Consider the following 25,943-nt stretch of genomic DNA (forward strand, 5'->3'; position numbering starts at 1 on the left):
GAAGACTTGAAACTGCCGGGCGGCGACAATGTGGAGATCGACCAGCGCAAGCTGATTGACTACGCCTTGTCGCCGACCCATCCGATCGGCAAGCACAAGGCTCGACTGTTCGCCCTGAAACTGGGCCTAACGCGAAACGACGCGCCTGTTCTGGTCCTCGCTCTTCGTGAGGCCGCGGCTTCGGAAGGCGCGATCGCCACGAAACACGACGCCTGGGGCCAGCGTTACAGTATCGAGTTCCTATTCCGCTTCGGCCAGCGTTCTGCGATAATCACCAGTGGCTGGATCGTTCCCGCCGACGGTTCACGCACTCATCTGACCTCGGTCTATATCGCGCGAGAAAAGTGATGCTGGACGAGCTTGATGTCGTCGCACTGCTGGTCGACCGACCCGATCTGGGCCTGGGCAAGGGGCAGACCGGCACGGTCGTCTGCGTCTACGGCGAACACGAGGCCTTCGAGGTGGAGTTCGTGGACAACGATGGCCTCACCTATGGCCTCGAAACCTTTCGCCCCGACGAACTTTTGAAGCTGCATTTTGGGGCCAAGGCCGCCTAACCGAGGCGCCTTCGCGAAAAAGGCCCGGGCGCGATCCCGGGCCTTTTTCATTCGTGGACCGGCGATCGTCCCAGTCGGTAGAACAGCGCGAGGATGAGGGGAGCCCCAATGGCCAAGCCCACGGCGATGCAAATGTACCTCCTAGGTCTGTTCCAGCTCGCGCGAATCTTCGGCCTGATATTCGCGGTCGGCTCCGTTCTGATCGCCGTCAGCAATGTCCCAAGGTTGATAAGGGCCGGCGATATTGGAGAGTGGGCGATCAACCTTGGAGCCGGGGCAGGTTTCCTGGCGATCGGAGTCCTTTTGCACATCGGGTCGGGCCGAGCGCTGAACCAGTATCGCGCCTATATCGCCGGCCAAACCGACTGAAACGGCGGCCTGAGCGCCGCGCTTCCGACAGCCCGAGCGCGAGCCTTCCCTCTCCTCACCCGCAACGCGGGGGAGGTGGCGCGATGCGGATAGGCATCGTGACGGAGGGGGCGTTCGGGCGCCGCAGGACGCCCCCTCCGTCTCGCCGCTGCGCGCCGAGCCACCTCCCCCGTTTCACGGGGAGGAGATCTCGTCATCGGCTCGGCCACGCCTTCCGCCAGACCCACCGCCCGGCCCAAGCCAGGGCCAGCAGGATCGTCAGCGGGCCGAACAGGTTGTTGCTGATCGCCTGGACCATCGGCCAATGGCCGAAGTAGCCGACGGCCGCGCCGATCCACCAGATCGCCCAGCACAGATAGAACGCGGCCTTCATGGGTTCTCCGCAGACGCCTTGCCCGGCAAAGCGCGGCAAGGCCGCCCGGCGTTCCTCCAGAACCGCTCATCCCGGCGTTCAGGGCCCTCACCGCGGGCTGTGGATCGGGGTGCTGGCGGCCCAAGGGGTCGCGGCGTCGGGCAGCGGGGCCGACAGCTTGTCGACCGAGGCGAACAGGAAGGACAGGACGGCGACGCCGGAGATCAGAAGCAGTTTCATCGGAGCACCTGTGAGCATGAGTTGCGGCCTCACCGGCCTTGCATGGGTAAGATGCCCCTATCGAACGCGCTTTACGAACGATGGTATCTGCGCGAGCTTGTCAGCCAGACTAACAAGCTGAGAGCGTCATGCGCCTGCCGCCGTTCCTGACCCTGACCGCCCTGGAGGCCGCCGCCCGCCACCGCAGCTACAGCCGCGCGGCCCGCGAGCTGTTCGTCACCCACGGCGCGGTCAGCCAGCAGATCCGCAAGCTGGAGGACGAGCTGGGGACCAAGCTGTTCGTCCGCCAGGGCAACGCCATGGTCCCCACCGCCACCGGCCAGCGCCTGGCCGGCCACCTGACCGAGGCCCTGGCCACGCTGCGCGCCGGCGTCGACGAGGCCCGGCTGGCGGCGAACGGTCCGCTGGTGATCAGCTCCAGCGCCGCCTTCGCGCGCGGCTGGCTGGTCACCCGCCTGGCCCGGCTGGCCCAGGAGGTGGACGAGCCCGACCTGATCGTCCGCGCCGAGGACCGGGTCGCCGACCTGACGACCGACGGCGTCGACATCGCCCTGCGCTTCGGCATGGGCGCCTGGCCGGGCGTCGAGGTCGCCACCCTGATGATCGAGCGGCTCTTCCCGGTGTGCAGTCCCGACTTCCTGGTCCGCCATCCGATCAGGAACCCGCGCGACCTGCTGGACGTGCCGCTGCTGCGCCATGTGGGCCTGCCCTGGTCGCTGTGGCTGACGGCCATGGGTGTCGACGAGGCGCCGCGCCAGCAGGGCCTGGGCTTCGAGGACACCGCCCTGATGCTGGACACCGCCGCCCACGGGGTGGGCGTGGCCCTGGCCCGCAGCGGCCTGGCCGAACGCGACCTGCGCGAGGGCCGCCTGGTCCGCCCCTTCCCCGGCGAGGTGGCGGTCGAGACCGGCAACCACTTCGTCTGGCGCGCCGACAGCCCCAAGCTGGCGCGGATCCTGAAGCTGCGCGACTGGTTCCTGGCCGAGACGGCGGGTCTGCGGGGGTAGGTCGGGGCGGCCAGCGCCGCCTTTCCGTTGTCATCCCGGAAGCCTCGCAGAGGCTGTCCGGGACCCAGGGGACTGGGCTGATGCGGTGCGGCTGTCCTGGGTCCCGGACAAGCGCTGCGCGCTTTCCGGGATGACAACGGCAGGGGTTACCCCCGCCCCTCCGTCACCTCGCCCATCCCGTCGGCGAACTTGCGCATCAGCCGCACCAGGTCGTCGAACTCGCCCTCGCTCCAGTCGCGGAACAGCGCCAGCGCCATCCGGCCGCGCGCCGCGTCGACCGCGTCGGTGGCCGCCTTGCCGGGCGGGGTGATCACCGCCTCTCGGACCCGGCGGTCGGCCTGGCCGGCCCGACGCTGGACCAGGCCCAGTTCCTCCAGCCGCGCCACCTGGCGGCTGACCGTGGTGTGATCGCGCCCGACGCGGCCGGCCAGGTCGACCACGCCGATGGGCCCCAGCCGCTCGACCAGGACCAGCAGCGGAAACAGAGCCCGCTCCAGCGACAGCCCCGCCTTGTCGAGCATGGCGGCGTCGTTCTCGGGCCGGTTCAGGGCGCTGGCGATGTCGATCAGCGACCGGTGCAGCCCGGGCAGGGACCGCAAGATATGTGTATCATGCACATTTTTTGTTGACATCGATTCCATCGCCCCGATATGTGTGCGAAATACACACATATCGGGGCGGCCATGAACACGCAAACTTCCATCGAGGTGCTGATCTGCGGCGCCGGCGCGGCCGGGCTGACCCTGGCCATCGACCTGGCTCGCCGCGGCGTGTCTCTGCGGCTGATCGACAGGCTCCCGGCCCCGTTCGCCGGCTCGCGCGGCAAGGGGATCCAGCCCCGCACCCAGGAGGTGCTGGAGGACCTGGGCGTCATAGATCGCATGGTCGCCGCCGGCGGGCTCTACCCGCCGCAACGGCTGCATCGCGCCGACGGGACCCAGCTCGACACCCAGGAGGTCGCCCTGGCCCCGCCGACGGTCGAGGAGCCCTACCGCATGCCCCTGATGGTCCCGCAGTTCCGTACCGAAGCGGTGCTGCGCGAGCGGCTGGCCGAGCTGGGCGGCGCGGTGGCGTACGGCCGCGAGCTGACCGGCTTCGACCAGGACGCCCAGGGCGTCACGGCCACGGTCGCCGGGCCGGACGGGATCGAGACGATCCGCTGCCGCTACCTGGTGGGCGGCGACGGCGGCCGCTCGTTCGTCCGCCATACGCTGGACATCGGCTTTCCCGGCCAGACCCTGGGCGTGCGGGCCATCGTCGCCGACCTCGGGCTGGACGGCCTGCCGCGCGACGCCTGGCATCGGGCCGGCGAGGGCGACATGGATCGGCAGATCGGCTTCTGCCCCCTGCCCGGCACGGACCTGTTCCAGCTGCAGGCGCCCATCCCCCTCGAGGGCGAGGTCGACCTGTCCGTCGCCGGCCTGCAGGCCTTCGTCGACGCGCGCTGGCCTGGGGGCGGCCTGACCGTGCGGGACGTCGCCTGGGCCTCGGCCTACGGCATGAACGCCCGCCTGGCCGATCGCTACCGCGCGGGCCGGGTGCTGCTGATGGGCGACGCCGCCCACATCCATCCGCCCACCGGCGGCCAGGGGCTGAACACCAGCCTGCAGGACGCCTACAATCTGGGCTGGAAGCTGGCGGCGGTGCTGGCCGGCGCGCCCGACACCCTGCTCGACACCTACGAGGAAGAGCGCCGCCCGATCGCGGCCGGCATGCTGGGCCTGGCCACGGGCCTGCTGGACAAGGCCCGGCAAGGCGACATGAAGCGCGGCCGCGAGGTGCACCAGCTGGACCTGGGCTACCGGTTCTCGTCGCTGACCCTGGGCGCGGACCGGCCCGACGGCGCCCTGCAACCGGGCGACCGCGCCCCCGACGGGCTGCTGCGCGGCGCGGCCGGGCGTCCGGTCCGGCTGTTCGACCTGCTGGCCGGCCCGCACTGGACGCTGATCGCCCGGGCGGCCGACCCGGCGCGCCTGCCCGCGCCACGTCCGGGGCTGCGCATCCACGCGGTCGGCGAAGACGGCCCGCTCCGGGACCCCGACGACGCCCTGGGCGCGACCTACGGCCTGGCCGACGGCGAGCTGGCGCTGGTCCGGCCCGACGGCTATGTGGCGGCCATCCTCGACGCGGCGGACGGCGCGCGGCTGGACGCCTATCTGGCCGGCGTGGGCCTGGGTCCGGCGCTGGCCTCGCGCGCCCGGGCGGCGTTCGGCGGAGCCGATGCGACGGTTCGAGACGGGGTGGCGGAGGGATACGGAGGCGCGGCTCGCCCCCAATCGTTGTCATCCCGGAAAGCGCGCAGCGCTTGTCCGGGACCCAGGTGAACCGCAACGCATCAGCCCAGTCCCCTGGGTCCCGGACAGCCTCTGCGAGGCTTCCGGGATGACAACGGATATCGAGTCCATCGGGGATGAGGAGGCGTTTGATCGCCCGGGCGGCGTGAACTTCGCGATGGCCCGGCCGGGGTTCCTGCGCTAGCGATCGCGCTCGAGCATCCCGCGGAGTCTTCGATGCCCTTCCCCAAACGGGGCCGCCAAGCGATTGCGCTACATCCTGGCGACCTCAAGCTCATGCGCGACAACGCATTCATCGATCGCGTCGGACAAGCCGCGAAGGAGGCGGACATTCCGGTCATCCTTTCAGGCTCGACGCTGGCGCATGCCTATTATCAGCTTCGTCTCATTGGCTGCGCCGTTGTGACTCCATCCAAGAAAGAGCGGTCCCGCATCCGGCGCACCGCCAACCTCGGCAAGCTTGTTCGGGACAAGATCCCCACCCGCATCGCCGCCCGCCAAGAATTTGAGGTGACCAAACAGGTCCCCGCCGCGCTGATTAAAGGCTTTCTGATCAGCAAGTTGCTGGAAGAAGCCTTGGAGGCCCGTGAGGCTATAAGCCCCGACCAGAAACGCGAGGAACTCGCCGATCTGTTTGAAGTCGTGAGGGCGCTCGCCAAGTCCGACGGGTTCGAGGTCACGGAGATTGAGGCGGCTGCCAACGGGAAGCGCGAGAAGGCCGGCGGTTTTGAACAAGGCCTCGTTCTGCTTCAGACCGGCATCACATCGAGCGATCGGAGTGCGCCGATCGACCCAGAGCGCCTGTTTGGCCACGTTCTGGCCGACCAGACGGCGGACGACACGGTTGAATTGCCCTTCTCCTTTTTTGGCTTCATGGAAATCGACCAGCCCCGGTCGATTTTGTTCGAGCACTTTGGTGTGCGGATCGATTTGGTGTTGCGACCAGACCGTATCGAACTTCGGGTTGTTCGCTCGTCGGAGCAACTCGCCCTAGAACTGGACGAGCCCCTTCCGTCGGCACCGATGTCGGCAGAATCCGGTGAATAACCTCCGTGCCCGCTACGGCCCTGAGTCAGCTTACCGGATATAGCGACGCAATAATTCCCAGAGCAGGTTCTGCAAACGTGAACGCTGGGGCAACGTTGGTTGTTGGCCCCGTCGCACCCTACCCGCCGATGAGCGGACCTTTCCTGAGTTCCGCCATGAGTCACACTCCGCCGCCCTTACCTACCCCTTGCGGAACCCCCGCAGCACATTGGCCTCGGTGCTCAGCTGCAGCCGGGCATAGTCGATGCGCGGCGTGTCGGAGAACAGCAGGTAGTAGTACTTCATCTGCTCGGACCACCAGTAGCCGGGGCAGTTGTCGCCCTGGGTCATGGGACGGGTGGTGATGTCCTTCAGGGCCGTGTAGCCGAAGGCCGCGCGGCTGGTCTTCTTCATCTCGACATAGTGGGCGTCAGCCAGCCGGCGATAGCGCGGATCGCGATCGATCAGCCACAGGTTCAGGCAGGCGTCGGGATATTCCGGGCGCAGGCCCGTGGCCTTGCGGCGCGGCTGGGCCGTGGTCACGTCGATGGACTCGGGGATCACGCCGAACTTCGCCTGCAGGTCGGTGAACGAGGCCAGGTAGTCGTCGCCCTGGGCCTTGCGGCCGACCTGGCCCAGCAGGCCGGCATAGTAGGCGGCCAGCTCGCTCTGGGCCGTGGAGGTCACCGCCCCGGTCTCGAAGTCGACCATCGGGAACCACAGCCGGCCGTCGTAGCGCTTGGCCTGGTGGGCCAGCTGGGCGTCGATGCATTCGACCGCCCAGCGCTTGCAGTCTTCGTCGCCGAACAGTTCCCAGGCGTCCCACAGGTACTCGTAAAAGCTGTCGGCATAGATATCGATGCTGGCGTTGCGGCTGGTGAAGTCGCCGGTCACGGCATGGAGGTTGGCGGCCATCAGGCCGATCTTCGAGCGGCGGTCCAGGGCGTGGCGCATGGCCCGCTTGGCCATGTCGAAGTACTTGCGGTCGCCGGTCAGCTGGCTCAGCACCCCGAATTCCGACAGGTAGGTGCCGATCTCGGCCAGGTTGGTCTCGGGATCGCTGACCGCCCCGGTGCGCAGGTTCACATAGCGCCAGGGCAGGCCGTGGGGCGAAGCCGCGAAGGCCTTGGCCAGGCGGTCGGCCAGGTCGCGGGCTTTCTCCAGCAGCACGGGATCGCCACAGGCCAGGTGGGCCGACAGCAGGCCGCCGACCAGGCGGATGTTGGTCTCGAAGACCTGGGCGGCGCCGTCGACGTCGAAGTCGAGGCTGGTCTTGACCCAGTCGACCCCGGCCTGGAACTCGGCGTCCAGCCCCATGATCCACAGGGTGTCCAGCGCCTCGACCAGCGACAGGCCCAGGTCGTGGCCCTCGACGAAGAACGACGACGACGTGCCGCTGACCGGATTGATCTCGTCCTTGCCCCAGGCCTTGGCGACATAGCCTTGCCAGGCCCACTGGAACTCGGCCCGGACGTCGGCGGCCAGGGCCTTCCAGTCTTCCGAAGGGGCGGGGTCGGCGGCGAAGGCCGGGGCGGCGGCGGCCGAGGCGACCAGGGCCAGGGCGTGGCGGCGGGAGAGGCGGGTGTTCATGCCGCGAGCTTAGGCGAAGACCGGCGCGGACCGCCAGGGCCGCCCCTCGACCTTGCGGTCGGCCGCGACTGTCGCTCGACTGCCATATGCTCCCGCTAAGGAGCATCGCCAGTCCCCTTCCCGTCTCCGGAATCGCGCCATGCCTTCCATCGACCGCCGCGGTTTCCTGCTCAGCGCCGCCGCCGCCCTGTCCCTGCCGCCGGCCCTGGCCAAGGCGGCCGCGATCGACGCCGACGTCCGCTCCGGCACGCTGGCCGACGTCGAGCACGTGGTGATCTTCATGCAGGAGAACCGCTCGTTCGATCACTATTTCGGGGCGATGAACGGCGTGCGCGGCTTCGCCGACCGCTTCCCGATCCCGCTGCCGGGCGACGACCGCAGGACGGTGTGGACCCAGGGCAACGACACGGCCAAGGGCGGCCCGGCCCGGCTGGCGCCGTTCCCGCTGAACACCGTCCAGACCTTCGCCCACATGCGGGTGGAGGGCACGCCGCACAACTGGCCCGACGCCCAGGCCGCCTGGGACCTGGGCCGGATGAGCCGCTGGCCGGCGGCCAAGACCGAGCGGGCCATGGGCTATTACCGCCGGGAGGACATCCCCTTCCAGTACGCCCTGGCCGACGCCTTCACGCTGTGCGACGCCTATCACTGCTCGGTCCAGACCGGCACCAACACCAACCGCCTGTTCCTGTGGACCGGGACCAACGATCCCTCGGGCCAGTTCGGCGGGCCGTCGATCTCCAACTCCCACGACCGGTTCGTGGCCCAGGGCGGGGCGGCCGACTCCTATCGCTGGACCACCTATGCCGAGCGGCTGCTGGCGGCCGGCGTCAGCTGGCGCATCTACCAGGACATGGCCGACAACTTCACCGACAACCCCACGGCCGGGTTCAAGACCTTCCGCGACAGCCACGATGGCCTGGCCGGCTCGGACCCGCGCCTGGCCGCCCTGGGCCTGTCGACCCGCAAGCTGGACGGCCTGCGCGAGGACGTGCTGGCCGGGACCCTGCCGCAGGTGTCGTACATCGTCGCCCCGGCCGCCGATTCCGAGCATCCCATCCCGTCCAGCCCGGCCCAGGGCGCGGACTACACCGCCCGGGTGATCGACGCCCTGACCGCCGATCCCAAGGTCTGGGCCCGCACGGTGCTGCTGGTGATGTTCGACGAGAACGACGGCTTCTTCGACCACATGCCGCCGCCGGCCCCGCCCGCCCTCGGGCCCGACGGCCAGGTCCTGGGCGCCTCGACGGTCGACACGGCCGGCGAGCACCACCTGGTGCGCAACCCGACCGAGGCCAAGGCCGAGCGCGACGAATTCATGGGCCGCCCCTACGGCCTGGGCCCGCGCGTGCCGCTGTACGTGCTGTCCCCCTGGAGCCGGGGCGGCTGGGTCAATTCCCAGGTCTTCGACCACACCTCGGTGATCCGCTTCCTGGAGAAGCGGTTCGGGGTGATGGAGCCGAACATCTCGCCCTGGCGGCGAGCGGTGTGCGGCGACCTGACCAGCGCCTTCGACTTCCGAACCCCCAACGACGCCCCGTTCGCCAGGGCCTTGCCCGACACCGGCCCCCTGGCCGCCCGCGCCGCCGCCCTGAAGGGCCGCACGACCCCACCGACGCCCGTCGCGCCGGCCGCGCCGGTCCAGGCCGCCGGGCCTCGCCCGTCGCGCGCCCTGCCCTACGCCCCGCGGGTCGACGAGGGGGCCGACGCCGGCCGCCTGCGCCTGACCTTCGCCAACGACGGGGCGGCCGCGGCCGTGTTCCACGTCTATGACCGGACCCGCCTGGACCTGCCGCCGCGCCGCTACACCGTCGAGCCGGGCAAGCGCGTCGACGACGCCTGGGCGGCCGGGGCCTACGACCTGTGGGTGCTGGGCCCCAACGGCTTTCACCGCCACTTCATCGGCGCGGCGCCGGGCTCGGATCCCATGCTGCGGGCCCTGGCCGCCGCCGGGGCCGGCGTGCTGAGCCTGAGCCTGCGCAATCCCGGCGCGGCGGCCCGTCGGCTGGCGGCGACGCCCAACGCCTACAAGGAACGCCTGCGCCCCTGGAGCCTGAGGCTGGCCCCAGGACGCGAGGTCCGCAAGGACCTGGCCGTGCGGGCCAGCGGCGGCTGGTACGACGTCTCGATCCAGGCCGACGGCTACCTGCGCCGCCTGGCCGGGCGGCTGGAACTGGGCGGCGACTCGATCAGCGACCCGGCCATGGCGGGGCCGGCGATCCTGGAACAGCCGTTCCGGGGCTGACCAAGGGCCTTCCTCCGACCGGTTTGCGCTGCGTCGCAGCAAAGCCTTGGCGACTGTGGGGTTGCTCGTGCTAGAAAAGCGGGCATGAACGCCGGGCCGGGCGCGCGACGCCCTGCCTCGCCGCGAACAAGGCCCAAGAGCAAGGCTTGTCTGAATGACGGATATCAAGACGGTCGGCGTGATCGGCGCCGGCCAGATGGGGTCGGGGATCGCTCACGTCGTCGCCCTTGGCGGCTATGACGTGCGCCTGCACGACGTCTCGCGCGAGCGTATCGACGCCGGCCTGGCCCTGATCGAGAAGAACCTGGCCCGCCAGGTGCATCGCGGCATCATCGACCAGGCGGCCATGGACGCGGCCGTGGCGCGGATCTCGGCCGCCGAGGACCTGGCCCTGATCGGCGCGACCGACCTGGCGATCGAGGCGGCCACCGAGAACGAGGAGATCAAGAAGTCGATCTTCCGCAATCTCCAGCCGCACCTGGGCGAGAACACCCTGCTGGCCTCCAACACCTCGTCGATCTCCATCACCCGGCTGGCCAGCGCCACCGACCGCCCCGAGCGGTTCATCGGCCTGCACTTCATGAACCCCGTCCCGCTGATGAAGCTGGTCGAGATCATCCGCGGCATCGCCACCGACGTGCCGACCTACGAGCGGGCCGTGGCCTTCGCCAAGTCGCTGGGCAAGATCACCAGCAACGCCGAGGACTTCCCGGCCTTCATCGTCAACCGCGTGCTGGTGCCGATGATCAACGAGGCGATCTACACCCTGTACGAGGGCGTGGGCACGGTCGACGCGATCGACACCGCCATGAAGCTGGGCGCCAACCATCCGATGGGCCCGCTGGAGCTGGGCGACTTCATCGGCCTGGACACCGTGCTGTCGATCATGAACGTGCTGCACGAGGGCCTGGCCGACAGCAAGTACCGTCCCTGCCCGCTGCTGGTGAAGTATGTCGAGGCCGGCTGGCTGGGCAAGAAGGCCGGCCGCGGCTTCTACGACTACCGCGGCGAGCACCCGGTCCCGACGCGGTAGGGGCTCTACCAGAGCACTTCGACGTCGTAGGCCCGAAACGCTTCGTCCTTGGTCAGGATGGGGATCTGGCTTCGTGCGGCTTGGGCGATCAGCAGCCTGTCCCACGGGTCGCGATGGTGACGCGGCAGATGTCCGGCCAGGACCGCGTCTTCGGGCGCGATCGCCAGCCAATCGAACCCTTCGGCGAACACCGCACCTACCAGGTCGGCGGGCATCCGTTGAAGCAAAGGATCGAGGGGGCGCTTGAGCTCGATCTCGTAGCCGCTGATGGCGCTCACCAGGACTTCGACATTGTCGGCGTTGAGCGCGTCCAGACCTCGCGACGACAGCCGCGACGGCTCGGTGAGCCACCAGATCAACACGTGCGTGTCGATCAGCAGCTTCATTTTTCAGGAAAGATCGGCCCGTCGGCGGCCTCTTCAAGCTCGGGATCGGGATGCAGGAACAGGTCCGGATCCTGAAGCTTGCCCAGATGGGCCCAGGCGCCCGGCACGCGCTTTCGGGTCGGGTTCGTCGCCTTTTTCAGCGCGTTCACCGTCGCCAACGCCTGGCCGTCACGCGTCAGCACGAAGTCCTCGCCCGCGTCGATGTGAGCGAGGAGTTCGGCCAGGTCAGCCAGATCGGCGACATTGACGCGGATCGTCATGCCTGGAGGGTAGCACGAAGCGCACCCGGCTGCCATTCGCCGCCGTCGAAGGCCGCCCGATCCGCAAACCGCGTTACGCAAGGCTCCTGTTCGGAGACGCTGGTCCTGCCCGGCCAGGCGCCGAGACTCCCCGCCGCCTTCGCGCTAGGGTCGTGCGGGGCAGACCGGGAGACGGCGACATGGCCGCGTTCATGATTTCGCTTCGCGCCAAGACCGACGACAGCAAGATCGGTCCGGCCCGCTACCTGCGCATCGAGGACGGCGGCGCCCAGACCCCGCTCAGTCCCACGGCCTGGCGCAAGGCGGTGCTGGACAGCTTCACCGACAAGACCCCGCAGGGCCTGCCCCGGGGCGACCTGCTGTTCTACGTCCACGGCTTCAACACCAGCTTCAAGGACGCCCTGAAGGGCGACGCCGACAACCGCGCCAAGCTGGCGGCCCATGGCTGGACCGGCGTCTATGTCAGCTACGACTGGCCGTCGCTGGGCGAGACCCTGGGCTACTACGCCGACCGCAGCAACGCCCGGGCCAGCGCCAACGGCCTGATCGACTCGGCCCTGACGATGTTCGTCGGCGCCCTGGTCCCCGACTGCCAGATCCGGGTCAGCCTCATGGCCCATTCGATGGGGGCCTTCGTGGTGCGCCAGGCCTTCAGCTGGGCCTATCAGGACATCAAGACCAACGCCAAGGCCTGGTCGATCTCGCAGCTGCTCCTGGTGGCCGGCGACGTCTCGCAGGGCAGCCTGTCGGCCAGCCAGGACGGCGGCCGCTGGTTCAACAAGTACGCCGGCCGCACCACCCTCTATTCGAACCGCTTCGACAGCGTGCTGAAGATCTCGGACCTCAAGAACGGCGAGCCGACGCCGCGGGCCGGCCGGGTGGGCCTGCCGGCCGACGCGCCCGCCTCGTTCTGCGACATCGACTGCAGCGCCCTGTTCAACAGCCTGGACCTGAGCCTCGCCCAGCGGGTCAACCCGGCCACGGCCCACTGCTTCTATTTCAAGCAGGACGCCTTCTGGCGCGACGCGGTGCTGACCCTGGAGGGCGGCATCGACCGCCACGTGATCCCCACCCGCGCCCTGCTGGGGACAGCCGACAACCGCTTCACCCTGAAGACCAAGCCGATCACCGCCGCCGAGTACCAGGCCGCGCTGCAGCTGGCCCAGGCGGGGAATTGATCGGTACATAGTGGGCCGAGCTCGCCTCCCTTCGTTGTCATCCCGGAAGCCTCGTAGAGGCTGTCCGGGACCCAGGGGACTGGGCGAAGGCCTTGCGGCTGTCCTGGGTCCCGGACAAGCGCTGCGCGCTTTCCGGGATGACAACATGAAGGGGAAAGCGAGCCCCGTTGGAGCTCCCTACCCCGCCCCCATCGCCACGGCGACGTGGTAGGTGACGAACGAGGCCAGGTAGGCCAGGGCGGTCATGTAGAGGAACATCACGGTCGGCCACAGCCAGCCGTTGGTCTCGCGCTTGACCACGCCCAGGGTCGCCGCGCACTGCGGGGCGAAGACGTACCAGGCCAGGAACGACAGGGCCGTGGCCAGCGACCACTGGTGCGACAGCAGGACGCCCAGGTTGGTGCCGGCCTCGTCGTCGCCGCCCACCGCGTAGACGGTGCCCAGGGCCGCCACCGCCACCTCGCGCGCCGCGAAGCCGGGGATCAGGGCCACGGTCATTTGCCAGTTGAAGCCGATGGGCTGCATGACGGGGGCGATGAAGTGCCCGATCCGGCCGGCGAAGCTGTAGTCGATGGCCGGTCCCGTCGCCCCTTCCGGCGGATAGGGGAAGGTCGACAGCGCCCAGACCAGCACCATCAGCGGCAGGATGATCCGGCCGGCCCGCTCGATGAAGATCCGGGCCCGGGTCCACAGGTTCATCAGCACGTTGCGCGGCTCGGGCCAGCGATAGGTCGGCAGCTCCATCATGAACGGCTCGACCGTGCCGCGCCAAAAGATCTTGCGGATCACGAACGACACCAGGAGGGCGCTGACGATGCCGCTGGCGTAGAGGCCGAACATCACCAGGCCCGGCAGCGACAGGCCCCAGACCTTGGTATGGGGAATGAAGGCGGCGATGATCAGGGTGTAGACCGGGATCCGCGCCGAGCAGGTCATCAGCGGGGCCACCAGGATGGTGGTCAGCCGGTCGTGCTTGTTGTCGATCACCCGCGTCGACATGATCCCGGGAATGGCGCAGGCGAAGCTGCTGAGCAGCGGGATGAACGCCCGACCGTGCAGGCCCGCCCCGCCCATGATCTTGTCCATCAGGAAGGCGGCGCGGGTCATGTAGCCGCTGTCTTCCAGCACCAGGATGAAGAAGAACAGGATCACGATCTGCGGCAGGAAGACCAGCACGCTGCCCACCCCGGCGATCAGGCCGTCGGTGATCAGGCTCTGGAACAGGCCGTGGGGCAGGACGGCGGCCACGCCGGCGCTGAGGGCCGCGAAGCCGGCCTCGATCAGGCCCATCAGCGGCTCGGCCCAGGTGAACACCGCCTGGAACATCACGAACAGCAGGAAGCCCAGGATCAGCAGGCCGGCGGCCGGGTGCAGCAGCACCGCGTCGACCTTGCCGGTGACGGTGTCGGGGCGCTCGGGCGGGCGGACACAGGCCTTGACGATCCGCTGGGCCTCGCGGTGGGCGGCGCGGATCTCGGCGGCGGTCGGCTCGCGCCAGACGTTCTCGTGCTCGCCCGCATGGCTGATCGACAGGGCGTCGGCCTTGGCGACCAGCTCCTCCAGGCCGCGCTTGCGGGTGGCCACGGTGGTGACGATCGGCGCGCCGATCTCGGCCGACAGCCGTTCCAGGTCGATCCGCAGGCCCTGGCGCTGGGCGATGTCGAACATGTTCAGGGCCAGCACGAACGGCCGCCCCACCTGCTTCAGTTCCAGCACCAGCCGCAGCACCAGCCGCAGGTTGGTGGCGTCGGCCACGCAGATCAGCACGTCCGGCGCCTGTTCGCCCGACAAGCGGCCCAGCACCGCGTCGCGGGTCACCACCTCGTCGGGGCTGCGGGCCCGCAGGGAATAGGTGCCGGGCAGGTCCAGCACGTGGGCCCCGCGGCCGCCCGGCAGGGTCAGCACGCCCTCCTTGCGCTCGACGGTGACGCCGGCGTAGTTGGCGACCTTCTGGCGGCTGCCGGTCAGGGCGTTGAACAGGGCGGTCTTGCCGGAATTGGGATTGCCGACCAGCGCCAGGCGCGCGGGCCGCACGGCGGCGGTGTCGGTCAAGGCGTCAGGCCTCTTCGAACTGGACGGTGACGGCGGCGGCCTCGCGGCGGCGCAGGGCCACGCGCATGTCGTCGATGCGGACGGCGATCGGATCGCGGCCGAACAGCCCCTCGTGCAGCACCTCGAACACGGCGCCCTCCACGAAGCCCATCTCCAGCAGGCGGCGCTCCAGCTCCTCGGGGTCGATCGACTCCGACCGCCCCGTCTCGCCGCCGACCCGCACGATGACGCCCCGCTGACCCTTGCGGGCCTTGCTGAGCGGGCTTTCGCCGTCGCGGGCGGCGGGGATCGCGGCGATTTCGGGAGCTAGGCTGAGAGCGTCGGACATGGTCGCACCGGAAAAACTTGCGAACGATTATCAGTCCAAGGTCACGCTGTCATGCGGCGATTGGATGGCGCGGTGTCGCGGCGAACCCTTACGGGTGGAAGCGGATCCTCTCCTCCGTGGGCGAGGGCTATCGCCTATGATTCAGAATGGTTGTCATCCCGGACGAGCGCGCAGCGCGAAGATCCGGGACCGGAGCGTGAGCTCAGGGCTTGCGGCGGTCCCGGATCGGCGCCCGGCTCCGCCGAGCTTGTCCGGGATGACAGATTTTCAGAGCGGAACCCTATCCGATAGCCCTGCCCCCTTCTCGGGACCCCAAGACCTCGGCGCCGTTAACCTTTTCCGCGCGTTCACGAAGAGCTGATTTGTGGTTAAGGCGCGGCGTAATGGCTCAGAGTCGTTAATCTGTTCGACTCACGGCCAGCGCGACTCGCATACTGAGCTTGACGATTCGTAGGGAACTCGCATGCGAAGGCTGATGCTGGCGCTGCTGACCGGCGCCTATCTCTGTCTGGCCTTGGTGGTCTCCCTCGCCCTGTGGCGGATGGGAGCGACGCCGGCCGTCGGCCTGGCCGCCTTCATCGGCGCCATGGGCCTGTGCTTCGCCATCCACGGCGTGATCGCCAACGTCCTGCAGGGCGCGGCCCTGCGGGTCGACATCGAGACCATCCGCGAGGCCCACGGCATCCTGCTGGAACAGGTCGAGAAGGTCGACGCCCGCATCACCGGCCTGCTGGAGACCGTCGCCGACGACGCCCAGCGCCGCTCGGCCGAGCTGACCACCGAGGTCCACCAGCTGGAGGACCTGGTCGTGCGCATGAGCGAGCGCCTGGAGCACCAGCTGAGCTACCAGGTCGAGGTGGCCCGCGCCGAGCCGCGCGGCCGCTCGCCCCAGTCCAGCGCCCTGATCGAGGTGGTGCAGGACGCCCTGGCCGAAAACCGGGTCGACCTCTACCTGCAGCCGGTGGTCAGCCTGCCCCAGCGCCGCACCGTCTTCTACGAGAGCTTCTCGCGCCTGCGCGACGACACCGGCCGCATCATGATGCCGGCCGAGTACCTGGCCGTGGCCGAGCCCGAGGGCCTGACCGCCGCGATCGACAACCTGCTGCTGTTCCGCTGCGTGCAGATCGTCCGCCGCCTGGCCAAGCAGGACCGCAAGGTCGGGATCTTCTGCAACATCTCGCTGGCCAGCCTGGCCGACGAGGTGTTCTTCGCCCAGTTCCTGGAGTTCCTGCAGGTCAACAAGGACCTGCACGGGGCCCTGATCTTCGAGCTGGGCCAGGCCGCCTTCAACGACCGCGGCCCGGTCGAGGCCCGCCACATGGCGCGTCTCGCCAGCCTGGGCTTCCGCTTCAGCCTGGACAAGGTCACCGACCTGGACCTGGACTTCCAGGACCTGGCCCGCGCCGACGTCAAGTTCCTGAAGGTCGGCGCCCAGATGATGCTGGACCAGCTGGAGGAGCAGGACGGCAAGCTGGTCATCGCCTCGCTGCCCGACCTCAACGCCGAGGACTTCGCGGGTCTGACCCGCCGCTACGGCATCGAGGTGATCGCCGAGAAGGTCGAGCACGAGCGCCAGGTGGTCGACGTGCTGGAGCTCGACATCGGCTACGGCCAGGGCCACCTGTTCGGCGAGCCCCGCGCCATCCGCGACTCGATCATCGCCGAGGCCGATCCGCCCCAGGACTTCATGCGCGGCGCCCTGCGCCGGCGGGTCGGGCGGTAGGGCTTTACTGGACCTAACTGGCTACGCCATTTGACGGCCGAATAGGGCCAACCCTAAGGTTGTTTCGCAACCAAGGGGGACCTCTTCATGCAAGCCGGACCGCCGCCGCCAGTGGCCGCCCAGCCCAGCACGGTCAAGGGCGCCAGCGCCACCATGACGGTCGCCGCCGACGACCTGCGGCTGGTCCTGACCAAGGCCCGGCGGGCGGAAAGCGCCATGGTCCGCCACCAGGTGTTCCTGCGCTACGACGTCGATCGCAAGGTCCCGGACGGCGCCGACCAGCGGGCCGCGCAATGCGGCTGGCGGCTGCGGGCCTATCTGCAGCGGTCGATCTGTTTCTCGTCGATGACCGGCCTGCTGGGCTGCACCGATCCGGTGTCGGAAGAACTGCCCACCGGCGAGACCGGCGCGGCCGACCAGGGCCAGGATCCGGCGGCCAGCAGCTGCGACCTCAACTTCCCGCCCGCCCGCGAGGCCCGCGACCGGGTGATCGCCGCGGTCAAGGCCGACGCCCAGGCCAGGTTCGACGAGGACTACGCCCTGAACGTCAAGCCGCAGCTGCTGGCCTCGGGGGTCAAGATCACCAAGCCGAAGTCGTAGACTCCGCCGGAAGCGGGTTTGGGATCGGGCGCGAGCGTGGTCTTGACCGAGGCGTCGGCCGACGCGCGGGAGCCCCACTGCGCGCCGCTGGAGAGCCTCGTGCTGAGCGTCGCCAGCCTGGACCAACGCCGAGCCAGGAGCAACCCGGCGTTGCGGCCCGGCGCTAGCGCCTCTAGAAACCCGCCCATGCTGATCGAAGCCACCGACGCCCATTTCGCCGCCCTGATCGCGGGAGAATCCCCGGACGGCCTGGCCGTCGCCGAGGGCGGGGTCGAGGCGCCGGAGGTGCTGGCCATGCTGCGCGGCCTGTCGGCCGAGGTCGGGGAAAGCTTCCATCCCAACGCCTGGATGATCGTCGAGGACGGCGAGGTGGTGGGCCTGACCTCGCTGGTCCGCACGCCCTATGTCGGCGATACGGTGATGATCGGCTACGGCGTCGCCGCCTCGCGCCGCCGGCGCGGGGTCGCCCGACGGGCCGTGGCCGACCTGCTGGCCTGGGCGCGGGCCGACCACCGCGTAACCACCGTGACCGCCGAGACCTCGATCCACAACGCTCCCTCGCAGCGGGTGCTGGAAGCCAACGGCTTCGCGCGCACGGGCGAGCGCGAGGACGAGGAAGACGGACCGCTGTTCTGCTGGTCGGCGGGGGTTTAGGAGCGGCCCCTAATCCCGCTCATCCCGGCGAAATGCAGAGCTAATTATAAGACTCTGTATTTTAAGGGAAAAATAGGCCCAATATCGGCTGTGCAGGAACTGTGTAGGTCTTTTTCCCCTACACAGCTTTTCTTGGCCGAATCTAACGAGCCGAAACTAGCAGATTCCCGGCCCGTGGTCGTTGATGGCGGACGGCTTATCCACACGCTCAACGGGTCCCAGAGCGCCACCCTCTGCGACCGACGGGGCCATCGCCGGCTGGCTTGAGCAGAACCAATCTGGATGCTGGAGCCTATCGGCCGCTATAAATGGTCGTAGCGCACTCGGACTCACCCGCTTAAGCTGAGCCGACGAGTCGGGGGATTGGTCAGCAATGCTAGGGCCGCTTGTTAGCGAGAAGATGGCGCGGGTCGCCGAGTACAAAAAGCGCAAGTCGCGCTACGACCTTCAAAGCGTTCCGTCCGCAAAAGCAGATGAGTTGATCGCGGAAGGCTGGGAGCGCACCCCAGGTCGTGGCCAGAAAGTTCGCCTCAAGCGCGGTAAAAGCTACGACGAACTCCTTGAGAATGACTTTTGGTCAATACTATATCTATTCGGCTACCCGAACCTGAACGCGGGACGGAAGTTCACCCTTGAGCTGTCACGACACGACGGCGTAGCCGTCACCAAGCAGATAGATGTCCTTGCTTTTGATGACGAGACCGTTGTCGTCGCAGAGTGCAGAGCTTGTGAGACACGCAGCAAGCGCTCTCTGAAGAAAGACCTCGCCGACCTTGAGTCGAATAAAAAGGCCATCGCCAGCGCCATCAAGAAGTATACGGGGAAGGACGGCGGGCAAAAGTTCCTTTGGCTGTTTGTTACGCGCAATATCGAGTGGAGCGCGGCGGACAAGGCGCTAGCCAATCAACATAACATTCGCCCCGTCACTGAAACCGATCTTCGATATTTTTCAGAAATCGCGAAGCGACTTGGTCCGGCCGGGCGATATCAGTTTCACGCAACCTACCTGTCGGCAACCAGAGTGGACGCGCTGCGGGACATCACGGTTCCAGCGATCCGGACAAAGATCGGCGGCTGCCAAGCGTACTTCTTCGTCGCGCCGGCAAAAAAGCTCCTACCGATTGCCTACGTAAACCACCGCGACCTTCGCGATCCTGAGGCGGCCCCGAGTTATCAGCGCCTGGTTAGCCGTTCGCGCCTCCAGGCCGTCGCGAAATTCATACGTGAAGGCGGATATTTCGCAAACGCCATCATCGTGAACCTGAAGAGTGCGGCGCGCTTCGATCTCGCCGCGCCTCAGACCGAAGACGGCACGACGATGGGGACGCTCACGCTCCCGGCCGATTACAAATCGGTTTGGGTGATCGACGGGCAGCACCGACTGTATGGCTACGCGGAACTTGCTGAAGATCACCCCTCCCACCGCGTGCCCGTGATCGCGTTTGAAAAGCTGCCGGGCGAGGAAGAAGGGAAGCTCTTCAAGACGATCAACAGCCAGCAAAAAATGGTCGCGCCCGGCCTCCTCGATGAGTTGAGAGGGGAGCAGGATCTACATTCTGAGGATCGCCAGCGCCAGGGACGCGCCATTGCCGCACGCGTCATAGAGCAGCTTCGATCCGATATCGGCGGCCCGTTTGAGGATCGCTTCAAGAGTGCCGATTTGCCCGATGGACCGGAGCGCACGCTAACGCTCACATCCATCATCAACGCCATTGTGTCCTCTGGGCTGATAGGCCGAACGAGGTCGAAGCCGACGCGCTTTATCCAGGGACCGCTTAGCGGCGACACCCCCACGCTGACGATCAATGCGACATCGTCGGTGCTGTCGGACTATTTTGACCTCGTGCGGCAGGCCAACATCGTGAGATGGGATTCAGGCAAAGCCGGCATGCTCTGCACGAATGTGGCTGTTGAAGCATACATTCGACTTCTCGGTGAGCTATGCCCGTTCATCCATAAAGAAACTGGCAACGATCCGAGAAACTTAACAGAAACCGAGTTACTTCAAGAAGTCGAGCGCTTTATAGAACCTATCCTTGAGGTTATACGAACCTCAACGGACAGTGCGTTCTCAGCGCGATTTAAAGTTCCGTTTGGGTCTGGCGGACCAACGCGTTACTTCCATCGTCTCGCGGACATCGTAAAGGCGAAGTTCCCGAATTTCACGCCCGCCGGATACGATGAATTCGTCAAAGAGAACGAAGAAGAAATTACTAAGCGCGCGGATCAGAAGGTGCGCATTATACAGGAACAGGTTCCCGCTTTCATCGTGTCTCGATTGAAAGAGGCCTATGGCGGTGAAAAATATCTCCAGCAGGCCACAAAAAACAAGGAAATCCTGGCGGACGCGTTTAAGAAGCAGATCGCCGCTGAGGTCGATGACCAAGGCCCTCTTGAGACCTATATCGACTTCATAGACTTTCGTAAGATCGTGGAAGCTAAAGAAAACTGGCCGAAGTTCAGCGATGCGCTAAGCATCCGCCTTCCGGACGAAGCCCATGCGGCCCGCTATCTCAAGTGGTTTGATGAAGTGAACCGCATACGCAGGATTCCGGCGCATCCGTTCGGAAAAAAATACAAGGAACGGGACATCGAAGTGCTCGAAAGTGTCTTCGAGAACCTTTCGGGCAGCGGCGTCATCAGCCCCGATGCGTGAACCGTTCCTGAAGTGGGCGGGAGGCAAGAGATGGCTCGCGCGATCCTACTCCTGGCTTTTCCCTGAGGCATACGACCGCTATGTCGAGCCGTTCCTCGGCGGCGGCGCGATTTTCTTCGCCCAGGAACCAGACAACGCAGTTCTTTCGGACGCGAATGAAAAGCTCGTCGCTACATACAATGCGATCAGGGATGATTGGGAGTCTGTACTCGCGCATCTCGAAGTGTACGCGCGCCAGCACTCTGACAAATTCTACTATACGGCTCGCGAAACTCCGCAGAGTGAGAGTCATGCTGAAGCCGCTCGCTTCATTTATTTGAACAGAACCTGTTGGAACGGCCTATATCGGGTTAACCTGCGAGGGGAGTTCAACGTTCCCAGAGGCACGAAAGATCGAGTGCTAATGGAAACGGATGATTTCGAGTGGGTGTCGTCTGTACTTAAAAAGGCGACGATCACGACGAAGGACTTTGAGGCGACTCTAGTGGAAGCAGGCCCCGGAGACTTTGTCTTCCTTGATCCGCCTTACACCGTTGCGCACAACAACAACGGCTTCCTGAAATATAACGAGAACATTTTTTCCTGGGCCGACCAAGAACGCCTGAAGAAGGCAGCGGTCGCAGCCGCTGCGCGCGGCGCATCCGTGCTGGTGTTGAACGCGCGGCATGCCTCGATTGAACAGCTGTATGACGGCGTTGGAACTATGCACGTGGTCAACCGGCACAGCGTGATTTCGGGCAACGCCGATCATCGTAAGGGCGTCGAGGAAGTCGCGATCCAGATTGGCTACAAGACGGCGAATCCTAAACCCGTCGCGCAGCAGGACGTTCACATTCCAGAGGGGCAAGCTGAGCTTGAACTTTGACGGGATCTCGCCTTGCTTCATGCAGTGGCGGATTGATCCGTTACTGCATGGTGAGCGATGGGCGCAGGCATGAGGCGGCGGTCAAACCCTGCGCGATAGCGCACCTGCAAGGAGCGGAGCTGCACGAAGCCGAAGGCGAAGGAAGCGAGCTGGGTTGACGGCTGCCGGGCCTACGCCACTTCCTGTCTTCCGATCCTGCTATCGGCCTAGATCGCGACCGGGCGAAGGCTGGGACCGACCGGCCATGTGATCTTTCGCCACGGCGATGAAGCCGTCGAGCTGCCGTCGCCCGCGTTCGCGCTGGGCTTCGCGGTCCTGGCGCGCGGCGTCGGCAATCTTCCTGACTTCCAGGTGCCGGTCGCGCTTGCTCTTCGTGGCCTCATCTCGTTCACGGATGAGGTTTTCGCGCAGCGGCGCGAAACGGGAAGCGACCGCTTCCTCGGTGCGGCTGTGCGCCGCCTTCCTGTTGTTGATGACCGCCTGGCGCTGGCCCTGGTGGCGCACGCTCAAGGCGTGCCGTGCGGCTTCACGCCGTCCCTTGGCCTGGCCCGTGAAGTCGATGGCGAGGAGAAGGCGTTGCCAAACGGATGACGACCGAATGCGCAGGTCGAGCCGTTCGCTTGCCTGCGCGCGGCGTAGCGCGGATGCGATGGGCTTATGGATCGCATCGACGCGCGTCCGAGCTGCGGCCTGCTGTTCGTTCTGCTGGGTTCTCAAATCTTCGAACCTGGTCCGGTAGCGACCACGCAACGCCCGGCGCTCGATGGTCAGTTTCCGCTCGGCGTCGATCAGCTTCTTTTCAAGATCGCGGTCGAGCTGCCGTTGATCCTTCTCCCACTTCGCGCGCGCCCGCGTCTCGAAGTTGGGAGATCTGATCGCGCGTTCGAGATTGATATCCTCGATCTCGGCGTGGCGTTCGCGACGGGTCCGGCCCTGGTCAATCGTCACGTAATCGACCTCGCGGCCGAGAGCGTTGCGGACCTTCTTCGATGCCGGCCGCTGGACGAACTGCTCGATCACCTGGCCACGTGGGCCAAGGTGGATCGTCGGCACGCGGTCGATGTTCTGGGCTTCGAGCGTCCGCCGGTCGATGCGTGCGGCGACGCCCGCCTTCTCGAGATGGGCGTTGCAGATGGTCTCCCATCGCTCGCGCAGCCAATCGACGGCCTTGGGCTCAAGCCCAGCCTTCGCGCGATCGCGGGCGCTGTCGGAGAGTTTGAGAACCCGACGGCCGGTCTCATGATCGCGATCCCGCACGAAGATGTGGACGTGCGGGTTATGCCTGTCGTCGCCGGATTGATGGATGCCGGCGAACCACGACACCCGGTCGCCGCCGATCTGCGCCATGAAATCGCGCACGAGGTCCGACCGCTCTTCGAGGGACAGCTCGCGCGGCAATGCCACGCGCAGCTTGTCGCCGAGCCGCGCATTGGCGCGGTCGCCGCGCTCGGCGCGGTCCATCCAGGACCGGGCCGCCACTGCATGCGCGGGTATGTTGTTGGCAAGAATGGTGGGGCTCGCATCGGCACGGCCGATGTAGGCGAGATGTGCGCCAGCGGTTCCGGCGGCGTGCGTCGCCTTGCCGATGCTCGACACATTGAAGCTGTAAATCGCCACTGGAACGCCCCCCTGAGCCCAGTTCGAATTCATCAACAACGAGACTGTACTGACCCCTTGGCGTTGGCGTCCGAACGGGCGTCAACAGCGGCGCTTTGAAGGGGTGCGGGATACGCGGGACCAGTTCAAAGCGCACCGCCGAACAGGCGGTAATCTTCGGGGCCTAAGTGCAGCGCTGGAACGCGCTCGCACTGGACGCCCCGCCTTGGGGTCCGGGGGTTCACCCCCGGTCGGCAGGGTTCGGGATGATGAAAGGTTCCCGAGCGGCCAAACTGGCCGCCACGCACGGGTTTCGTAGAAACCCAAAAGTGCGCCCTACACTTTTCATAATATGCCAAGGCACGGGAGAATTCCACCATAACGTGATTCGGTGGCCTCACCCTTGCTGCCCTTTCAGCGGATAGACGCGTAATCCTTGACCCTGTACCGTTCCGGCCCTCAACCTGGGGGCGGGTAATGATTGAGCAATGGCCGCGTTCTACACCGGACAGTCTCGGCACTGCCGACTGGTCAAAAATTTCGCCACCATGGCAGGACGGTCATATCTGGATCGGCCGCGATGCTGACGGCTCTCCCGTCGGCTGCTTCGACAATCGGCACATGGTGACGGTCGCCGGGTCTCGCGCCGGCAAGGGCGTCTCGGCGATCATCCCCAACCTTTGCCTTTGGCCCGGAAGCTGCGTGGTGATCGACCCCAAGGGCGAGAACGCCGCGCGCACCGCTGCCACACGGGCCAGGCGTCCGGGACATAAGGTCGTGGTGATCGACCCCTATCTTGTGTCCGGCGTGCCCGATGCGCTCCTGGGCTCGTTCAATCCCTTCGATCTGATCGACGTGACGAGCGATAGCGCCATCGACATCGCTGGCGCTATTGGCGATGCGCTCGTCGTTCCCAGTGGCGGACATGACGTTCACTGGGACGAAAGCAGCCGCCAGCTTATCGAGGGGCTGATTTTGCACGTCGCTGCCACGGAAGGCGACGGCGAGATTACGCTCGCGCGCCTGCGGACCTTGCTGACGCAAGGCGACGCCGACATGGCCGAAATGGTCACGGAACGGACGGGCAAACGCCTGGATCGGTTTGCCGCTCTGTGGAGTCATATGGAGAACGCCGACATCGCGAACCCGCATGTCAAAGGCGTGGTCGATGGCGCTTCCCAATCGCTCCGCGCCATGGGCGACAACGAACGCGGCTCGGTGCTCTCCACCGCACGGCGCAACACCAAGTTTCTGGACTCGCCAGCGGTCGCGAACGTGCTGGCGACAAGCTCCTTCAGCTTGGACGAACTCAAGACCGCCTCCGGCGGGATGACAGTCTATCTCTGTCTTCCGGCGCGGTTCCTCGCGACCCATGCGCGGTTCTTGCGACTGATCCTGAACCTGGTGCTGTTCCGCATGGAGGCCGTCGGACTGGCCGCGCCGGCAACCGGGCACCCGGTTCTGTTCGTGATGGATGAGTTCGCGGCGCTGGGGCGTCTCGAAGTCATTGAGAAAGCCGCCGGCCTGATGGCCGGATACGGCGTCAAACTGTGGCCGGTGCTTCAGGACCTGACCCAGCTCAAGCGCCATTATCAGGAGAGCTGGGAAACCTTCCTCGGCAACGCCGGGATGTTGCAGTTCTTCGGCAACACGGATCTCACGACGCTGGAATGGATTTCCAAGCGCATGGGCGAAGCCCAGGTGGTGGTGGAGACGCGCGGATCATCGTCGCAGACTTCAACCGGGACCGGCACGTCCACCACCGACGGAGAGACCCACGGCCAATCCCGCAGCGAGGGCGCCAATGACGGCCAATCGCAGATGGCCGCGCTCTCGTCGCTACAAGGCCGCCAGGGCGGCGAAGGATTGATGTCGCTGTTCACGCGCAGCGGCGCGAGCGATGTCTCGCACAGCGCCGGCAAGTCGGTCACGACCGGCTTGTCAGCCCAAGCCTCTACGAGCAAGGGCGCATCGACATCAACATCCGAGAGCGAAACCGTCTCGCTCAACAGGACGGCGCACGCCCGTCCCCTGATGCGCGTCGATGAAATCGCCAAGGCCTTTGATAGAGCCACGGGCCTGCAACTGGTCTTCATCGGCGGGGATCGCCCGCTCGTCACCAGGCGGTCGAACTACTACGACGATCCGCAGTTCTTGGGACTCTATACATGACGCCGCCCTATTCGCTTTGATCGCTCCGGGTACCAGCGTCCCGCCAGACTAGGTCGCGGGTCCGATGGTTTCGGAAATCACTTTGTCCTTATGCTTCCAAAAAAGACGGAATGTCTCGCCAGTCAGGCTCGCGCACTGACTAACCGCCTTGATGATCGCCGCGCGGTTCATCGAGTCAAAGTTGGTCTTGAACATTACGTGGTAGAACGAGGTCCAAAAGATCGCTGCGTCGTCAAATCCGATTTCGCCAACCGGCGCGAGCACGCTGTAACACTCGCTTTTGAGCAGGAGTCTTCTGGCGAATTTGCTCTCGGCGGCCAGACAGGCTGAGAGGAAGACCCGGCGTTTGGCCACATGCGGCGCCAAGAGATCAGCGAAATCCTCCGCGTCGAGACTCCCGGTCGTAGTGCCAAATTCCTCTTCATTGCCATGACACGAAACGTGCAGGTAGCGATGCGGAGACCGGCCGAACTCCTCGACATAGGCCCGTAGCTCCTCGCTAGTCCTGATATACGAATAGTGCGTCTCCTTGCCGGACAGACGTAATGTCCGCGCAATGATTTCGCCTTCTCGGTGCGTGTCTTCTTCCAAAAACCCAAGGCTCTCGACGATGCAGACCGTCGGTGTCTTCTTAATTTGGTTTGTCATGACCTCTGGTCCCGTGCGCGCTGAAGCTCAAAAATAAATCGTAAGTCCTTCTCACCGGACTAGCCGTTGAGAACGTTCTTGTCCGACACCCACTCCGCACGGACGCTGGAAG

At 66.3% G+C, this 25,943-nt stretch carries 25 protein-coding genes and 1 pseudogene; 15 read left to right on the plus strand and 11 right to left on the minus strand.

Going from position 1 to position 25,943, the window contains the following annotated elements:
• The first annotated feature begins 6 nt into the window (after window positions 1-6).
• The 3 genes from AC07NX_RS02080 to AC07NX_RS02090 all read left to right on the plus strand — a co-directional run bounded on the left by AC07NX_RS02080 (window position 7) and on the right by AC07NX_RS02090 (window position 926).
• Window positions 7-348, plus strand: coding sequence for a DUF6883 domain-containing protein (locus AC07NX_RS02080; RefSeq protein WP_494638687.1), 342 nt, complete (start codon window positions 7-9; stop codon window positions 346-348).
• Window positions 348-557 carry a DUF4926 domain-containing protein gene (locus AC07NX_RS02085; protein ID WP_145684999.1) on the plus strand — a complete coding sequence of 70 codons (210 nt, stop codon included), beginning with the start codon at window positions 348-350 and terminating at the stop codon, window positions 555-557. The genes AC07NX_RS02080 and AC07NX_RS02085 overlap by 1 nt, the downstream gene beginning before the upstream one ends.
• A gap of 108 nt (window positions 558-665) precedes the next feature.
• Window positions 666-926, plus strand: a complete 261-nt coding sequence (locus tag AC07NX_RS02090; RefSeq protein ID WP_494638688.1) for a hypothetical protein — start codon at window positions 666-668, stop codon at window positions 924-926.
• A gap of 50 nt (window positions 927-976) precedes the next feature.
• Here AC07NX_RS02090 and AC07NX_RS02095 read toward each other — a convergent pair.
• The 3 genes and pseudogenes from AC07NX_RS02095 to AC07NX_RS02105 form a co-directional block, all read right to left on the minus strand.
• Window positions 977-1,048, minus strand: a pseudogene (locus tag AC07NX_RS02095) (hypothetical protein); the annotation flags it as partial.
• Window positions 1,049-1,119: 71 nt separating this feature from the next.
• Window positions 1,120-1,299 carry a hypothetical protein gene (locus tag AC07NX_RS02100; RefSeq protein WP_494638690.1) on the minus strand — a complete coding sequence of 60 codons (180 nt, stop codon included), beginning with the start codon at window positions 1,297-1,299 and terminating at the stop codon, window positions 1,120-1,122.
• 87 nt (window positions 1,300-1,386) lie between these two features.
• A complete protein-coding gene (locus tag AC07NX_RS02105; RefSeq protein WP_494638692.1) occupies window positions 1,387-1,518 on the minus strand; it encodes a hypothetical protein in 132 nt (43 codons plus the stop codon).
• A 128-nt stretch (window positions 1,519-1,646) separates the two neighbouring features.
• Here AC07NX_RS02105 and AC07NX_RS02110 point away from each other — a divergent pair, with 128 nt between their 5' ends.
• On the plus strand, window positions 1,647-2,525 hold the full coding sequence (locus AC07NX_RS02110) for a LysR substrate-binding domain-containing protein (RefSeq protein ID WP_494638693.1): 879 nt from the start codon (window positions 1,647-1,649) through the stop codon (window positions 2,523-2,525).
• 146 nt (window positions 2,526-2,671) lie between these two features.
• Here the strand turns inward: AC07NX_RS02110 and AC07NX_RS02115 are convergent, their stop codons facing one another.
• Entirely contained in the window at window positions 2,672-3,124 is a 453-nt protein-coding gene (locus AC07NX_RS02115) for a MarR family winged helix-turn-helix transcriptional regulator (protein WP_494638694.1), read from the minus strand.
• An 84-nt stretch (window positions 3,125-3,208) separates the two neighbouring features.
• Between AC07NX_RS02115 and AC07NX_RS02120 the strand changes: the two genes are divergently transcribed.
• Together AC07NX_RS02120 and AC07NX_RS02125 are read left to right on the plus strand one after the other, a co-directional pair.
• On the plus strand, window positions 3,209-4,849 hold the full coding sequence (locus tag AC07NX_RS02120; protein ID WP_494638696.1) for an FAD-dependent oxidoreductase: 1,641 nt from the start codon (window positions 3,209-3,211) through the stop codon (window positions 4,847-4,849).
• Between the two features lie 186 nt (window positions 4,850-5,035).
• Complete coding sequence (locus AC07NX_RS02125) at window positions 5,036-5,866, plus strand: nucleoside triphosphate pyrophosphohydrolase (protein ID WP_494638697.1); 831 nt, start codon at window positions 5,036-5,038, stop codon at window positions 5,864-5,866.
• A 180-nt stretch (window positions 5,867-6,046) separates the two neighbouring features.
• Here the strand turns inward: AC07NX_RS02125 and AC07NX_RS02130 are convergent, their stop codons facing one another.
• Complete coding sequence (locus AC07NX_RS02130; protein ID WP_494638698.1) at window positions 6,047-7,435, minus strand: glycoside hydrolase family 47 protein; 1,389 nt, start codon at window positions 7,433-7,435, stop codon at window positions 6,047-6,049.
• Between the two features lie 139 nt (window positions 7,436-7,574).
• On the opposite strand from AC07NX_RS02130, the gene AC07NX_RS02135 reads away from it, so the two are divergent.
• Complete coding sequence (locus AC07NX_RS02135; protein WP_494638700.1) at window positions 7,575-9,680, plus strand: phosphocholine-specific phospholipase C; 2,106 nt, start codon at window positions 7,575-7,577, stop codon at window positions 9,678-9,680.
• Window positions 9,681-9,834: 154 nt separating this feature from the next.
• Window positions 9,835-10,713 carry a 3-hydroxybutyryl-CoA dehydrogenase gene (locus tag AC07NX_RS02140; RefSeq protein WP_494638701.1) on the plus strand — a complete coding sequence of 293 codons (879 nt, stop codon included), beginning with the start codon at window positions 9,835-9,837 and terminating at the stop codon, window positions 10,711-10,713.
• Between the two features lie 5 nt (window positions 10,714-10,718).
• Here AC07NX_RS02140 and AC07NX_RS02145 read toward each other — a convergent pair whose 3' ends face one another.
• Both AC07NX_RS02145 and AC07NX_RS02150 read right to left on the minus strand, forming a co-directional pair.
• Window positions 10,719-11,099, minus strand: coding sequence for a type II toxin-antitoxin system VapC family toxin (locus AC07NX_RS02145; RefSeq protein ID WP_494638702.1), 381 nt, complete (start codon window positions 11,097-11,099; stop codon window positions 10,719-10,721).
• Complete coding sequence (locus tag AC07NX_RS02150) at window positions 11,096-11,359, minus strand: hypothetical protein (protein WP_494638704.1); 264 nt, start codon at window positions 11,357-11,359, stop codon at window positions 11,096-11,098. Before AC07NX_RS02150 ends, AC07NX_RS02145 begins: the two co-directional genes overlap by 4 nt.
• Window positions 11,360-11,538: 179 nt before the next feature.
• Between AC07NX_RS02150 and AC07NX_RS02155 the strand changes: the two genes are divergently transcribed.
• The gene (locus AC07NX_RS02155) at window positions 11,539-12,537 is read left to right on the plus strand and encodes an alpha/beta hydrolase (protein WP_494638705.1); all 999 of its coding nucleotides are present in this window, start codon (window positions 11,539-11,541) and stop codon (window positions 12,535-12,537) included.
• A gap of 177 nt (window positions 12,538-12,714) precedes the next feature.
• On the opposite strand, the gene feoB is transcribed toward AC07NX_RS02155, so the two are convergent.
• Window positions 12,715-14,589, minus strand: a complete 1,875-nt coding sequence (feoB, locus tag AC07NX_RS02160; RefSeq protein WP_494638706.1) for a ferrous iron transport protein B — start codon at window positions 14,587-14,589, stop codon at window positions 12,715-12,717.
• 4 nt (window positions 14,590-14,593) lie between these two features.
• The gene (locus AC07NX_RS02165; protein WP_197060906.1) at window positions 14,594-14,917 is read right to left on the minus strand and encodes a FeoA family protein; all 324 of its coding nucleotides are present in this window, start codon (window positions 14,915-14,917) and stop codon (window positions 14,594-14,596) included.
• Between the two features lie 463 nt (window positions 14,918-15,380).
• On the opposite strand from AC07NX_RS02165, the gene tipF reads away from it, so the two are divergent.
• The 5 genes from tipF to AC07NX_RS02190 all read left to right on the plus strand — a co-directional run bounded on the left by tipF (window position 15,381) and on the right by AC07NX_RS02190 (window position 21,415).
• A complete protein-coding gene (gene tipF, locus AC07NX_RS02170; RefSeq protein WP_494638708.1) occupies window positions 15,381-16,640 on the plus strand; it encodes a flagella assembly cyclic-di-GMP phosphodiesterase TipF in 1,260 nt (419 codons plus the stop codon).
• 87 nt (window positions 16,641-16,727) lie between these two features.
• Window positions 16,728-17,240, plus strand: a complete 513-nt coding sequence (locus AC07NX_RS02175) for a hypothetical protein (RefSeq protein ID WP_494638709.1) — start codon at window positions 16,728-16,730, stop codon at window positions 17,238-17,240.
• A gap of 186 nt (window positions 17,241-17,426) precedes the next feature.
• Window positions 17,427-17,894, plus strand: coding sequence for a GNAT family N-acetyltransferase (locus tag AC07NX_RS02180; protein WP_494638710.1), 468 nt, complete (start codon window positions 17,427-17,429; stop codon window positions 17,892-17,894).
• Between the two features lie 400 nt (window positions 17,895-18,294).
• Window positions 18,295-20,550 carry a DGQHR domain-containing protein gene (locus AC07NX_RS02185; protein WP_494638712.1) on the plus strand — a complete coding sequence of 752 codons (2,256 nt, stop codon included), beginning with the start codon at window positions 18,295-18,297 and terminating at the stop codon, window positions 20,548-20,550.
• Window positions 20,543-21,415: a DNA adenine methylase gene (locus AC07NX_RS02190; RefSeq protein WP_494638713.1), complete on the plus strand. Its 873-nt coding sequence runs from the start codon at window positions 20,543-20,545 to the stop codon at window positions 21,413-21,415. Before AC07NX_RS02185 ends, AC07NX_RS02190 begins: the two co-directional genes overlap by 8 nt.
• Window positions 21,416-21,613: 198 nt before the next feature.
• On the opposite strand, the gene AC07NX_RS02195 is transcribed toward AC07NX_RS02190, so the two are convergent.
• Window positions 21,614-23,032: a MobA/MobL family protein gene (locus AC07NX_RS02195; RefSeq protein WP_494638714.1), complete on the minus strand. Its 1,419-nt coding sequence runs from the start codon at window positions 23,030-23,032 to the stop codon at window positions 21,614-21,616.
• Between the two features lie 456 nt (window positions 23,033-23,488).
• Between AC07NX_RS02195 and AC07NX_RS02200 the strand changes: the two genes are divergently transcribed.
• Window positions 23,489-25,183, plus strand: coding sequence for a type IV secretory system conjugative DNA transfer family protein (locus AC07NX_RS02200; protein ID WP_494638716.1), 1,695 nt, complete (start codon window positions 23,489-23,491; stop codon window positions 25,181-25,183).
• 48 nt (window positions 25,184-25,231) lie between these two features.
• Here AC07NX_RS02200 and AC07NX_RS02205 read toward each other — a convergent pair whose 3' ends face one another.
• Window positions 25,232-25,831: a hypothetical protein gene (locus AC07NX_RS02205; RefSeq protein ID WP_494638717.1), complete on the minus strand. Its 600-nt coding sequence runs from the start codon at window positions 25,829-25,831 to the stop codon at window positions 25,232-25,234.
• Between the last annotated feature and the right edge of the window lie 112 nt (window positions 25,832-25,943).

Source organism: Caulobacter sp. GW821-FHT09A05, assembly GCF_059418465.1.